Annotated in this window: 14 protein-coding genes and 1 pseudogene; 8 read left to right on the top strand and 7 right to left on the bottom strand. The window is 65.0% G+C overall.

Translation table 11 applies throughout. The annotated features are described in order from the left end of the window. Together VN856_RS05135 and VN856_RS05130 are read left to right on the top strand one after the other, a co-directional pair. Positions 1–220, top strand: a pseudogene (locus tag VN856_RS05135) (TetR/AcrR family transcriptional regulator); the annotation flags it as partial. Then, complete coding sequence (locus VN856_RS05130; protein WP_325686796.1) at positions 220–1194, top strand: NADPH:quinone oxidoreductase family protein; 975 nt, start codon at positions 220–222, stop codon at positions 1192–1194. The pseudogene VN856_RS05135 and the gene VN856_RS05130, both read left to right, overlap by 1 nt. Positions 1195–1279: 85 nt before the next feature. Here the strand turns inward: VN856_RS05130 and VN856_RS05125 are convergent, their stop codons facing one another. Continuing rightward, positions 1280–3151, bottom strand: coding sequence for an alkyl/aryl-sulfatase (locus tag VN856_RS05125; RefSeq protein WP_325686794.1), 1872 nt, complete (start codon positions 3149–3151; stop codon positions 1280–1282). 282 nt (positions 3152–3433) lie between these two features. Here VN856_RS05125 and VN856_RS05120 point away from each other — a divergent pair, with 282 nt between their 5' ends. Continuing rightward, a complete protein-coding gene (locus tag VN856_RS05120; protein ID WP_325686792.1) occupies positions 3434–3907 on the top strand; it encodes a lipoprotein LpqH in 474 nt (157 codons plus the stop codon). A gap of 107 nt (positions 3908–4014) precedes the next feature. On the opposite strand, the gene VN856_RS05115 is transcribed toward VN856_RS05120, so the two are convergent. From VN856_RS05115 to VN856_RS05090, 6 genes are all read right to left on the bottom strand, one after another. Further along, positions 4015–5484, bottom strand: coding sequence for a HAMP domain-containing sensor histidine kinase (locus VN856_RS05115; protein ID WP_325686790.1), 1470 nt, complete (start codon positions 5482–5484; stop codon positions 4015–4017). A 2-nt stretch (positions 5485–5486) separates the two neighbouring features. After that, positions 5487–6191 carry a response regulator transcription factor gene (locus VN856_RS05110; protein ID WP_325686800.1) on the bottom strand — a complete coding sequence of 235 codons (705 nt, stop codon included), beginning with the start codon at positions 6189–6191 and terminating at the stop codon, positions 5487–5489. A gap of 122 nt (positions 6192–6313) precedes the next feature. Continuing rightward, complete coding sequence (locus tag VN856_RS05105; RefSeq protein ID WP_325686788.1) at positions 6314–6472, bottom strand: DUF6131 family protein; 159 nt, start codon at positions 6470–6472, stop codon at positions 6314–6316. A gap of 60 nt (positions 6473–6532) precedes the next feature. Next, positions 6533–6688: a hypothetical protein gene (locus VN856_RS05100; protein WP_325686786.1), complete on the bottom strand. Its 156-nt coding sequence runs from the start codon at positions 6686–6688 to the stop codon at positions 6533–6535. Continuing rightward, positions 6685–6951, bottom strand: a complete 267-nt coding sequence (locus VN856_RS05095; protein WP_325686784.1) for a hypothetical protein — start codon at positions 6949–6951, stop codon at positions 6685–6687. The genes VN856_RS05100 and VN856_RS05095 overlap by 4 nt, the downstream gene beginning before the upstream one ends. Positions 6952–7174: 223 nt before the next feature. After that, positions 7175–8107 carry a class I SAM-dependent methyltransferase gene (locus VN856_RS05090; RefSeq protein WP_325686782.1) on the bottom strand — a complete coding sequence of 311 codons (933 nt, stop codon included), beginning with the start codon at positions 8105–8107 and terminating at the stop codon, positions 7175–7177. Positions 8108–8319: 212 nt separating this feature from the next. Between VN856_RS05090 and mdlC the strand changes: the two genes are divergently transcribed. The 5 genes from mdlC to VN856_RS05065 all read left to right on the top strand — a co-directional run. Beyond that, the gene (gene mdlC / locus VN856_RS05085; RefSeq protein ID WP_325686781.1) at positions 8320–9933 is read left to right on the top strand and encodes a benzoylformate decarboxylase; all 1614 of its coding nucleotides are present in this window, start codon (positions 8320–8322) and stop codon (positions 9931–9933) included. Next, a complete protein-coding gene (locus VN856_RS05080; protein WP_325686780.1) occupies positions 9933–10907 on the top strand; it encodes a quinone oxidoreductase in 975 nt (324 codons plus the stop codon). The genes mdlC and VN856_RS05080 overlap by 1 nt, the downstream gene beginning before the upstream one ends. A 32-nt stretch (positions 10908–10939) precedes the next feature. After that, positions 10940–12142, top strand: coding sequence for a helix-turn-helix domain-containing protein (locus tag VN856_RS05075; protein WP_325686778.1), 1203 nt, complete (start codon positions 10940–10942; stop codon positions 12140–12142). 74 nt (positions 12143–12216) lie between these two features. Next, positions 12217–13203 carry a phosphotransferase family protein gene (locus VN856_RS05070; protein WP_325686798.1) on the top strand — a complete coding sequence of 329 codons (987 nt, stop codon included), beginning with the start codon at positions 12217–12219 and terminating at the stop codon, positions 13201–13203. Further along, on the top strand, positions 13200–13552 hold a 353-nt coding region (locus tag VN856_RS05065; protein ID WP_325686776.1), incomplete at its 3' end, for an acyl-CoA dehydrogenase family protein. The genes VN856_RS05070 and VN856_RS05065, both read left to right, overlap by 4 nt.

Here is a 13552-nt window from a genome sequence, read left to right as displayed (position 1 = left end):
CTGGCGGGCCGCGGACGACGCGATCATGCGGCCGATGCGCGACCTGCTGATCGAACCTATCGCCGCACTCGGCAGCAATGATGCTCAACGCGACGCCGACGTTGTTTTCCTGTGTACGGTGTCGGCCATGCGCCGCTACCTGGATTCCGCGGAGCGGCCCGCCGCCGCCGACGTCGATCATTTGGTGAAGTTCTGTTTGCGCGGTTTGGGAGTGCGCTGATGCGCGCCGTTGTATGCCACGCTTATGGACCGCCGGAGGACCTCGTTGTCGACGAAGTCGTCGATCCGGTGCCGGGACCTGGCCAGCTGGTGGTGCGGGTACATGCGGCGGCGGTCAACTTCCCCGACGTGCTGATGATCGAAGGCAAGTATCAAGTCAAGGCTCCGGTGCCGTTCACTCCGGGCAGCGAGCTCGCCGGAGAAATCATCGCGGTCGGTGAGGGCGTGTCTTATCGCCCGGGTCAACGCGTTTCGGCCACCACGTTCGTCGGCGGGTTCGCCGAGCAGACGCTTCTGCACTCGGCGATGGTGACCGAGATACCGGACGCCGTCGACTTCGCGTCCGCGGCGGCGTTCGGTGTCACCTACCGCACGGCCTATCACGCGCTGCGGTCGATCGCCGCCGTCGAACCCGGTGATTGGGTGGTCGTCCTCGGCGCTGCGGGAGGCGTGGGCCTGGCGGCCGTCGATCTGGCGGTGGCGATGAAGGCCCGGGTGCTGGCCGCCGCGTCGAGCGCGGAAAAGCTCGAGTTATGCCGGCAGCGCGGCGCGGAAGCGACGGTCGATTACGACCGGGAGGACCTGAAGAGCCGTATCCGCGAGCTCACCGGTGACGCCGCGCGAGTGGTGCTCGACCCGGTCGGGGGACCTTACGCTGAACCGGCACTGCGCGGACTTGCCCGTGGCGGGACGTTCATCACCCTCGGCTACGCGGCCGGCGAGATTCCCCGTATTCCGCTGAACCTGGTCCTACTGAAGGGAATCATGGTCCGCGGCATGGAGATTCGTACGTTCGTGACCGACCGACCGGACGACTCGGCGCGCGATATGCGGGAGTTGAGGCAGATGTTCGCATCGGGCGTGATCCGGCCCTACATCGGCGCCCGTTTCACGCTGGCTGACACCGCGGCGGCGCTGAGGCATATGGCCGACCGCAAGGCGATCGGAAAAGTGCTCATCGACGTCACGGCGTGACAAGTCACACGCGCCTCTCCCCAGCGGGGCAGGCGTTGTGCCCACCTCTGAGCGACTGGCGTGGCGGATGTGACACCGCGGTCCGCTACGGCGTGATGATGTTGAACGACGGATCCGGCCGCTCGATGACACCCAGGAACTGCTGCAACGCAGCCTCGTCGCCAGAGATCTCCACCCCTGGCGAGCTGAAGTCGCCGTTCGCCAGCAAGAGCAGACGAAAAGCGTTGTCCAGCTTGATGGTCACGCTGGCGGTGGCCGCATCGGCGGGAACTCGCCGCTGCACCAGCACGCCGTTGCGCAGTGCGAGCCGGTAGTTGGCGTCGCGATCGGCCAGTGTCACGTCGATCGCGATGTCCAAGTCCCACGCGCGCGGTCCGTTCACGCTGATGGCCAGGCCGTCGAAGATCTGCTCCGGCGTCAGCTGCGACAGCAACGTCGGGGAAGAGGTTTGCGTCGCGGTACCGAAGTTGCCGTCGCGCAGTTCAGTCGCCCCGGACAGAAAGAAGTTGCGCCACGTCGCGTTCTCCGCCCCGTAAGCCAGCTGCTCCAAGGTGTCGGCGAGCAGCGTGCGGGCGCCGTCGTGCTCACTGTCGGCGAACACCGCGTGATCCAGCAGCGTTGCCGCCCATCGGAAGTCACCTGAGTCGAAGGCCCGCTGAGCAAGCTCGACGACGCGGTCGATCCCGCCGATCGCCTCGACGTATCGGCCGGCCAGCGCTTCGGGTGGGTGCGGCCACAGCCGGGCCGGGTTGCCGTCGAACCAGCCCATGTAGCGCTGATAAACCGCCTTGACGTTGTGGCTGACCGAGCCGTAGTAGCCGTGGGTGTGCCACGCCTTGTCCAGCGCCGGGGGCATCTGCAGCGTCTCGGCGATCTCGGCGCCGGTGTGCCCCTGGTTCAGCATCCGGAGCGTCTGGTCGTGCAGGTAGGCGTACAAATCGCGCTGCAACGCGAGGAATTCGACGACGCGCTCGCGTCCCCAGGTCGGCCAATGGTGGGAGGCGAACACCACATCGGTGCGGTCGGCAAAGGTGTCGATCGCCTCGGTCAGATATCCCGACCAGGCATGCGGATCGCGAACCAGCGCGCCCCGCAGCGTCAGCAGGTTGTGCAGGTTATGCGTGGCGTTTTCGGCCATGCACAGCGCGCGGAACTGCGGGAAATAGAAATGCATTTCGGCGGGCGCTTCGGTGCCGGGTGCCATCTGGAATTCGATCTCGACGCCGTCGATGGTGTGCGTTTCACCGGTGCTCTTGACGTCGACGGTCGGGACGATCAGCGCTACCTCGCCTTGCGAGGGACCTTGGCCCAGACCACAACCGACGTGTCCTTGCGGACCAGCCTCCAGCAAGCTGCCGTACATGTAGGTGGCGCGGCGTGTCATGGCGGGCCCGGCGTAGACGTTCTCCTGCACGGCGTGTTCAGTGAACCCCTCGGGTGCCAGCACGGCCACCTTGCCCGCGTCCACCTCGGCCTGGCTAGCCACGCCCAGCACGCCGCCGAAATGGTCGACGTGGCTGTGCGTGTAGATGACCGCGACAACCCGCCTCTCACCCCGCTGGCTGCGATAGAGCTGCAGCGCTGCGGCAGCGGTCTCGGTCGACACCAGCGGATCGATCACGATGAGGCCAGTGTCGCCCTCGATGAAGCTGATGTTCGAAAGGTCCAGTCCGCGTACCTGATAGATGCCCGGCACGACTTCGTACAGGCCTTGTTTGGCGGTCAGCTGGCATTGCCGCCACAGACTGGGATCCACCGATGGCGGTGCGTCACCGGTGAGGAAGGAATACCGGTCGTTGTCCCACACCACTCGCCCGTCGGCGGCCTTGACGACGCATGGCGTCAGCGCGGCGATGAATCCCCGGTCGGCGTCTGCGAAATCGGCCGTGTCGTCTAGTGGCAGTCGGCGATTCTGATGTGCGGATGCGATAACCGAGGTCGGCGCCTTGTGGTTCACGGGACAGACATTGCCACCATTGCACCGGTGTTGGAAGAGACATCGGACTCGGTTAGGAAAACATTATCGCGAAGTCTTTCACATTTAACCGCCGTCGCCTTTGACGCCGCTATTCGCCTCATAGGAATACGACCGGCAAATTTCTGCTGAAGCGGGGTCAGGCCGTCTCAACAGGGAGCTTAATTTTTGCTCAATTCGCTATCCGCAGTTCCAGCAAAGCTGCATACTGCCGAAACGGTCCGTCAACGTTGACGGGCCGCCACAACAACAAAGGAGAACCGGGTGAAGCGTTCAGTAACGGTCGCCGCAGCAGGGCTGGCGATCGTCGTCGTGGGCCTGTCTGGCTGTTCGAGCGACAAGAAGAGCGGTACCAGTACATCGTCGAACGGGACGTCCGCGGCGGTGTCGAATGGCTCCTCGACAGCGAAGGTCACCATCGACGGCAAAGACCAGAGCGTGCAAGGCACCGTTGCGTGCACCAGCGCCGCCGGCACCGTCAACATCGCTATCGGTGGAGCACAGACCGGTATCGGCGTCGTGCTGACCGATGCCTCTCCGCCCGGAGTGAAGTCGGTCGGGCTGGGCAACGTCGGCGGTGTGACGCTTGGCTACACCCCCGGCACCGGCCAGGGCAACGCCACCGCCACCAAGGACGGCAGCAAGTACAAGATCAGTGGGACTGCGACCGGGGTGGACATGGCCAACCCGATGCAGCCCGTGAACAAGCCCTTCGAAATCGACGTGACCTGCCCCTAGGGTTTCGATCCGATCGAATCACGCGGCGTGACAGCGGCGACCCGGCGTCGCTGTCACGCGGTGGATTACCCCACAGGACGATCAATCCTGTTGTATGTCTTCGAGTTTCATGACTCGGCTAGCTGCAATCGAACCGTGAAGTCGGTGTGCCCCGGCGCGCTGTCCAGCGTGATCGTGCCGTTGTGTGCTTTCACCACCGCCGAGACGATGGCCAGGCCCAGGCCGGTACTGCCGCCTTTGCGGGACCGCGATGTATCGCCGCGGGCGAAGCGCTCGAATACCTCCGACTGCAGTTGCTCCGGTATTCCAGGTCCGTTGTCGCACACGCTCAGTGCGGCATGCGTTCCGTCCAGCTGCAAACCAGTGGTCACCACGGTTCCCGGACTGGTATGCACGCGGGCGTTGGCCAGCAGGTTGGCCAGCACCTGATGCAGCCGGGCCGCATCGCCCAAGACGATTACCGGCTCCTCGGGTAGATCGAGCTCCCACTGATGATCCGGACCGGCGACGTGCGCATCGCTGACCGCGTCGACAGCCACCCGCGAAAGGTCCACCGATTCCCGTTCCAAGGGCCGCCCAGAGTCCAAGCGGGCCAGCAGGAGTAGGTCCTCCACGAGGTGGGTCATCCGCTCGGTTTCGGACTGCACGCGGCTCATCGCATGCGCCACGGCGTCGGTGTCGTCTCCGACGCGTTGGGCCAGCTCGGTGTAACCACGGATAGCGGCCAACGGGGTCCGCAGCTCGTGGCTGGCGTCGGCGACGAATTGCCGCACCCGCGTCTCACTGGCCTGCCGGGTGGACAGCGCGGCAGCGATATGGTCGAGCATTCGGTTGACCGCGGAGCCCAGTTGACCAACTTCGGTGCGCGGGTTGGCATCTGACTCGAGCACCCGCATCGGCAGCGCGACTTCGCCGCGGTCCAGCGGCAGATCGACGACCTCGCCGGCGGTTTGGGCGACCCGCCGCAGCGGGGTCAGCGCCCGTCGGATGATCACGATGCCTGCGGTGGTGGCCGCCGCAACGGCGATCACGGTGACGACGCCGAAGATCAGCAGGACGCGGATCATCGTCGCGTCGACGTCGGACATCGACAGACCGGTGATGACGACGTCACCGCTGCGCCGGGCGAATGCGGCGACCACGCGATAACGCCCCAAGCCGTCGACGTTGATGGTCGCCGGCGGCCGGTTGACCGGCAGCGAACCCAGCTCAGCCCGGGCGGCGTCGGTCAATCCGGCGCGACCACCGGCTGTAGTCAGGTACCCGGCGTCGATCGCCCCGCCCGGGCTGGTGACCGCCGCGACCATGCCCACCGGCTGGCCGGGAGCGTCCAGAAACACCGGGCCCGGTCCCGGTCGGGGAAACGGCCGCTGGTGATGCCGCCACGGCGCGGTGGGCGGTTCGCCGATAATTCGCACCGAACGCTGCGAGGCGTCGCGCAATTGAGTATCGAGCTGTGCGACCAGGTATCGGTACAGCGCGACCTCGGTCGCCGCGCCGATTCCGATACACACGACGGCGAGGACGACGACTTGACCGACCAACAGCCGAAACCGAAGGGACCAAGCCTGGCCCATGGCTAGCGTGCCGGCTTGAGGACGTAGCCGGCGCCGCGAAGCGTGTGGATCATGGGCTCACGCCCGTTATCGATCTTCTTACGTAGGTAGGAGATATACAGCTCGACGATGTTGGAGCGGCCACCGAAGTCGTAGCTCCACACTCGGTCCAGGATCTGCGCTTTACTCAGTACCCGCTTGGAGTTGCGCATCATGAAGCGCAACAGCTCGAATTCGGTGGACGTCAACGAGATTGGCTCACCGGCGCGAGTTACCTCGTGGCTGTCCTCGTTGAGCACCAGGTCGCCGACGATCAGCTGCGCGCCGCTGTCCTCCGTTGTGACCCCGGTGCGCCGCAGCAGTGCGCGCAACCGCAGCACCACTTCTTCCAGGCTGAACGGCTTGGTGACGTAGTCGTCGCCTCCGGCGGTGAGACCGGCGATGCGGTCCTCGACGGCGTCCTTTGCGGTCAGCAGCAGCACCGGGAGCTGCGGGCTTTCTTCGCGGAGTTTTCGCAACACGTCCAGCCCGCTCATGTCGGGCAACATCACGTCCAGAACGACAACGTCGGGCCGCTGCGACCGTGCCGATTCCAGGGCTGCCGCTCCGTCGCCGGCGGTGGCGATGTTCCAGCCTTCGTAACGCAATGCCATCGACACCATTTCGGCGAGGACGGCTTCGTCGTCGACCACCAGCACGTTGATCGGGTTCCCGTCGGCACGACGCATGACGATGCGTTCGGCGGGGGCTTGGGGTTGGCTCACAACTATCTAGTATGCGCAGCCCGATGGGGCATTGCTATGGCGCTCCTATGTACCAGCTGTGAGCCAACCTCGAGGGGTCAAGCGGGTTAGAACCAGACCTTTCGACCGCCCACGGGCCGACCGACCGCACCGAGAATCCACAGAATCACACCAATGACGATCAGTATCCCGCCAATTGTGTACAAGATGCTGAGGCTTGGAACGAAATATCCGATGACGAGCAAAACGATCCCGAGAACTATCATCACGACTCCATTTCAGTTATTCAGATTTCAGGGATTCAGACTGACTTCGCGGTCACGACGTCAGTACCAGTAGCGTCTGCCGCCGACCGGGCGACCAACGGAACCGAGCACCCACAACACAGCCCCGATAACCAGCAGAACGACACCAATCGTTTGCAGCACAGCCACTTTCAGTACATATCCGAGTATCAACAAGATGATGCCCAGGCCGATCATGACGCCTCCATTCCAATCACCTGATCGATGTCCATGGCGGGCATCGAACTGGGTTGCGGCAGATGACAATCGGTCACCCGCGGGTTCACACCCGCATAATTCAGGGGACCTGCGATTACTGTGACTGCGATAGTGCCCAAAGTGGCACAATTTTGCGGGGTGTTCTTTAGATAGTCCCGTTGGAACGCGGCAATGACGCCGATTACCAACCAGACCACCACGATCGCACTGATCAAACCTCCGCCACGCATCCTGACCTCCATCAATGTCGGGCAAAACCGTAGAGCAGAGCTAACGTACCCAGGTCGGCAAATGTCCAAACATTTGGACCAAACATCTGAATAACCGTCAGGGGGAGCTAATCCCGCCCGACAGGGCTATTCAGCGGGTTTTACCGAGCGCCTGACGCAAGAGAGGCACACGTGTCCGACAAAATTGGTGAGCCGCCGACAATCTGATCCGAGCTGTACCCGAGGTTCAGCAAAATCAGGGCCGGCGCGCAGAGGTGAATACGACATGGGGCATGACGTCATCTCCAGGAACAGTGCGCCCATGCCGGGCCAGTAGATCCGCCATGCCGATCGCCGAGGCGTCCCAGCCACGCTCGCCCAGCCAGTCGACGATCTCCGTGCGCTCCTCGGGATACCAAAGTTCTTCCACGTTAGGGATTTCGGTGCCGAGCACCTGGGCGGCCGCGGCACGAAAACGCTGCGACTGCTCCCGCTGTCTGGCCAGCAGATCGGGATTCACCGCCTGCTTCGAGGGGCCATTGGTGGCCAGCCAGCTGCCCGCTGCGCTGAGCGAGTCGATCCGCTCGAACAGTAAATCCTGAGCCGCCGCAGGCAGATAACGCAGGAGCCCCTCAGCCGACCACATTGTCGGTACGGATTCGTCAAAGCCTGCTTCCCGCAATGCCGTTGGCCAGTCGTCCCGGAGATCGACCGCGACGCTCACCAGTCGCGCGGTCGGCTGCGCGCCGCGCTGCGCCAGGGTGGTCGATTTGAAGTCCAGCACTTTGGCCTGGTCAAGCTCGTACACCGTGGTACCGGCGGGCCACGACAGCCGCCAGGAGCGTGAGTCCAAGCCGGCCGCCAGGATCACCACTTGGCGAACACCGGAAGACGCCGCGTCGAGGAAGATCTCGTCGAACCATTTGGTGCGCACCGCCATGAAGTCGACCATCGCCTGGGTGTGCGCTGCCAGGTCCGGGACAAGATCGGTCAGTGCGGCTGACAACTTGGGATCCGACGTCAGGCTCCACATGCCTTCGCCGGCCGCGTCCAGAAATGCCCGGGCGAACGGATCCTGGATCAGCGGGTTGTCGCTGTCGGTTTCGGCGGCGCGGGCCGCGGCCACGCCGAGTGCCGTCGACCCCACACTCTCGGTGATCTCCCAGGAATCGTTGTCGGTGCGCGGCATCGTCGTTCCTCCTTATTAGTAGCCAGTATCGGACACTACCGGTGCCCGCTGTGAGAAAGCTGGACCGAGTGTGCGGGTAAACGCCCAGATGTGGCACGTCACCGCGATCGACCCGCATCGCTGTCCACCACAACATAGACACTCCGCAAGTCTGGGCAGCAGAATCCAAGGCACCGTGGGCGAGGCGCCCGCGTCGAAAGGAATGTTGGCTCATGACTTCTCAACCCACCGTCTGGGACGTTACCTACGACCTGCTACGTGAATTGGGCTTGACGACAGTGTTCGGTAACCCCGGATCAACCGAACAGACATTCCTGAAGAACTTCCCCGATGACTTCAGTTACATCTTGGGCCTGCAGGAGGCCTCGGTATTGGCGATGGCGGACGGCTTCGCGCAATCCACCGGCAAGCCGGCGCTGGTGAATTTGCACACCGCGGCTGGAACCGGTAACGCCATGGGCAGTTTGATCGCGGCGTACAAAAGCAACACCCCGCTGATCGTCACGGCCGGCCAACAGACCCGCGAGATGGTGCTCTGCGAGCCTTACCTGACCAACAGCAACGAAGCGCTGCTGCCTCTGCCGTGGGCGAAATGGGTGTACCAGCCAGCACGGGCGGAGGATGTACCGGCCGCATTCATGCGCGCCTACACGATCGCCACCCAGCCGCCAGCCGGCCCGGTTTATCTATCTATCCCCCTTGATGATTGGGAGAAGCCGGCACTCGGGCCGGCAGTCGTTCGCACCGCCAGCCAGCGATCTGCGCCCGATGCGGAACGCCTCGCCGAGTTCGCCGAACGCATCAATCGGGCTCAACGGCCGGCGCTGGTCTTCGGCCCCGAGGTCGATCGGTCCGGGGGCTGGGACGCCGCGGTCGAACTCGCGGAAAAGGTGCACGCGCCGGTGTATTCGGGCCCATTGCCGGATCGGCTGTCGTTCCCCGAGGATCATCCCCTGTACCAGGGCCTGCTGCCGATGACGATCGCCGAAGTCACCGAGACGCTGCGGGGTCACGACTTGGTGGTGGTGATCGGCGCACAGGTCTTCCGTTATTACCCCTACGTGCCCGGCGAGTACCTGCCCGAAGACACTGAGCTGCTGCAGATTACCGGTGATCCATTCCTGGCCGGTGCGGCCCAAGTGGGCGACAGCCTGCTGAGCGATACCCTGCTGGCGCTGCGACAGCTCACCCCGTTGATCGAGGCCAAGACCGGCAGACCGACGCCGAAGCCACTCGACCGGACCCCCGGCAGGGTCGAATCCGCACACGCGCCGTTAGAGCCCGTCCAGGTCTATTCGGCGCTGAACGTGCTGAAGCCCGCGAACGCCGCGCTGGTGAATGAATCGACGTCGACAATGGCCGAGCAGGAGCGCTGGCTACCAACCGTCCACCCGGTCTCGTTCTTCGCCACCGGCAGCGGTGGCATCGGCTGGGGAGTGCCGGGGGCAGTGGGCGTCGCACTGGGCGATCGCGCCGTCGGTCGCAAACGCGCCGTCATCGCGACGATCGGTGACGGCTCCTTCCAATACTCCATTCAGGCGATCTGGACGGCAGCCCAACACAAGCTGCCAATTGTATTCGTCGTGATGCGCAACGGCGAGTACTCGGTACTGAAATCCTTTGCGCTACTGGAGAAGACGCCGAACGTACCCGGCTTGAACCTGCCGGGGCTCGATATCGAATCGCTCGCGGCCGGCTTCGGCTGCCACGCCGTCACCGTCGACGGGACCGAGCAGCTGGCCAAGGAATTCAACGCGGCGCTCGGCGCAGACGGGCCCACCGTCATCGTCGTTCCGACCAAACCGCAAGTCGCGCATCTCGGCTGATGCATGCGATACAGGTTTCCGCGACCGGCGGGCCCGAGGTTCTCGCGTACGTGGAGCGGCCGGTGCCGGAGCCGGCGCCCGGGCAACTGCTGATCAAGACCGAGGCGATCGGCGTCAACTTCGTCGACACGTATTTTCGGACCGGGCTGTACCCGCATGCGTTGCCGTTCATCCTGGGCAGCGAGGTGGCCGGCACCGTGGCCGCCGTTGGCGAAGGGGTACACACGGCACAAGTTGGCGACCACGTCGCAACCTCCGATGCCGACGGCGCCTACGCCGAATATTGCTTGGCACCAGCCGATTTGGTTTGCCATGTGCCCGACGGCGTCAGTGCTGAGGTTGCCGCGTCGGCGATCCTGAAAGGTCAGACGGCCCACCTGCTCATCAAGTCGGTGTACCCGGTTAGTTCCGGCGACACTGTCTTGCTGCACGCCGGTGCCGGCGGGGTCGGGTTGATCCTGACCCAGTGGGCGACCAGCCTGGGTGCACGCGTCATCACGACCGTTTCCACCGAGGCGAAAGCCGAATTGTCCCGAGGTGCCGGAGCCGTCGACGTCCTCGGATACCCCGACGATCCCGCCACGTTCGGCACGAAGATCCGTTCACTCACCGGCGGCGCCGGCGTCGCGGCGGTCTACGACGGGGTCGGCAAGTCGACGTTCGACGCCAGCCTGGCCAGCCTGGCAGTCCGCGGGACGTTGGCGCTGTACGGGGCGTCCAGTGGGCCCGTTCCGCCGGTCGACCCGCAGCGTCTGAACGCCGCGGGCTCGGTATACCTGACTCGCCCGCTGCGGCCGCACTTTCTGCGCACCTACGACGAATTCGCCTGGCGCACCGACGAATTGTTCGCCGCAGTCCAAGCCGGGACGATCACCGTCACCACCGGTGACCGGTACCGGCTGCAGGACGCAGCCCAAGCCCACCGCGATCTGGAGGGTCGCAAGACCCACGGTTCGACCGTGTTGATCCCCTGATCCGGCCGGCGGGCACTGGCTAGGCTGCGGCTATGGCAGCCGAATCCGGCGACGCGCAGCTGGCCGAACTCGGTGCGGCCCTGCTGTCCCGTGCCGACGAGCTGTCCGACACCATGCTGGCCCTGATGCGCCGCGACGTCAGCTTCCACCGGACCGTCACACTGGTGTCCGACGATCAACTGCGCGCAACCGTGCGAACTCACCTTGACTTCATCCTGGGCGCCTTCGGCGCACCGCAACTCAGCTACGACACCCGCGCGGCCGTGGCGACCGGTCGCAGCCGAGCGGCTGTCGGTGTTCCACTGCCGGCCGTGATGGATTCCTACCGGATCTGCGCGCGATTCCTGTGGGACGAGCTGCAAGCCGAATCCGCCCGCCGGCCGGACGTGACCGCGGTGGGCCTGCTGCGTGCGTCCGAGGCGATGTGGAAGGTGCTGGAAGAGTTCACCACCGCGATGGTCACCGGATATCAAGAGCAAATCGCTCACCAGATGGTGACCCGTCAGCAGGAGCGCTCCGCAATGGTGCAAGCGCTGATCGACGGCCGGCTCACCGACACCGTCGACTTGTGGAATACCGCTGACACCCTGCGGATTTCGCTCCACGGGCCCTACGTTGTGGTGTGCGCGGAGCTAACACGTATCAGTCGCACCGGCTTCCCGGATGTCGAGGAACGGCTGTCCGCGCGCGGCATCTTCTCCGCGTGGCGGCTACAACCCGATATCGAGATCGGGATCTTGCACCTTGGACCGTCAACCGGGTTGGACCCCGTACTCGAGGTGTTGGCCGAATATCCGGTCACCCGCGTCGGCATCAGCCCCTACTTCGATGACCTCGCCGGAACGGCGGGCGCGCTGCGGTACGCCCGGATCGCCATGACCGCGGCTCGACCCGACCGCGCGCCGATCACCGTCTTCGACCGCGACGTGATGGCGGTGGCCGCGGCCGGTGCTCCCGACGTCATGGATCGCATCGCGGCCAATGTGTTGGGCCCGCTCGACGATCTCCCCGACCATGAGCGCGAAGCGCTGCTGGACACGTTGGAGGCGTGGTTCGACCACGGAGGCTCGGCCGAGCGCGCCGCCCAGCAGCTGTACGTGCACCCCAATACGGTGCGACAACGGTTGCGCAAACTCGAGCATCGAACCGGACGGCTCGTCACCGATCCGCGCGCGGCTGCCGAACTGTGCATCGCCCTGCAATCTGCGCGTCGCGCCTCATCAGCCGACGGCTAGCCGACGCCCGGCGGCCTCGTAGTAGCTTCACCTTCGTGGAGCAGCTCAAACCCCCGGACGGCCTCGCCGAGTGGATGTCGAAGCAAGGGCTGGGCGACGGCCCGCTCGATAACGTTTCCGCGATCAGCGGCGGAACGCAGAACATCATGTTGCGGTTCACCCGGTCGGGCCGGACGTATGTGCTGCGCCGGGGGCCGAAGCATCTACGCCCGCGCAGCAACGTCGTGATCATGCGCGAGACGCAGGTGCTGGCGGCGCTGGCCGGGACCGACGTGCCGCATCCTCGCCTGATCGCCAGATGCGACGACCCCGGCGTGCTCGGCGACGCGGTCTTCTATCTGATGGAGCCGATCGACGGGTTCAACGCCGGCCAGGAACTGCCGGAGCTGCACGCCGCCGACCCGGCAATCCGGTTCGAGATGGGGCTGTCGATGGCCGACGCTCTGGCCAAGCTCGGGGCGGTGGACTACGCCGCGGTGGGCTTGAGCGATTACGGCAAGCCGGACGGGTTCCTGGAACGCCAAGTGCCACGCTGGCTTTCGGAGTTGGAGTCCTACCAGGAATTCGAAAACTACGCTGGCCCAGACATTCCCGGCGTCGACGAGGTGGCCAAGTGGCTCGAAGAGGGCCGCCCGACGGCGTGGACACCGGGCATCATGCACGGCGATTACCACGCGGCCAACGTGATGTTCTCCCGCACCGGTCCTGAGGTCGTCGCGATCGTCGACTGGGAGATGTCCACAATCGGCGATCCGCTACTGGACCTCGGCTGGCTGCTGGCCACCTGGGGACAGTCCGCCGCGTTCGGCGGAACGCTTTTCGAGAAGGGCGGACTGGCCGCCCCCGGCGATCTGGTCGAGCGCTACGCCCGCAACACCACCCGCGACCTGTCGCACGTCACCTGGTACACCGTGCTGGCCTGCTTCAAACTCGGCATCGTGCTGGAGGGCACGAACGCCCGGGCCAGCGCCGGCAAGGCCCCGAAGGAGGTCGGCGACCTGCTGCACGAGGCCACGGTGCGGCTGTTCGAGCAGGCGCTGACGCTGATGGAATCCGCATGATCGATTTCGAGGTACCCGCCGGCATCACGGCGCTGCGCGACGAAATCCGCGCATTCGTCGTCGACAAGATCGTGCCCTACGAGACCGACCCTCGGCTGACCCGGCACGGTCCCGACGATGCGCTGCGCACCGAATTGGTAGAGCTGGCCCGCGAGGCCGGGCTGCTGACATTCCAGGCGCCCAAGCGTTTTGGTGGCCGTGAGCCGTCGCACCGCGAGCAGGCCGTGCTGTTCGAGGCGGCCGGCTGGTCGACGCTGGGCCCGATCGCGCTCAACTGCGCCGCGCCCGACGAGGGCAACATGTTCCTGCTGGGCAAGGTCGCCAACCCCGAGCAGGTCGACGAATTCCT

This window comes from Mycobacterium sp., assembly GCF_035603715.1.
Lineage (GTDB): Bacteria > Actinomycetota > Actinomycetes > Mycobacteriales > Mycobacteriaceae > Mycobacterium.
The sequence above is the reverse complement of the archived record's forward strand: the minus strand, read 5'-3'. Positions and strand labels throughout refer to the sequence as shown.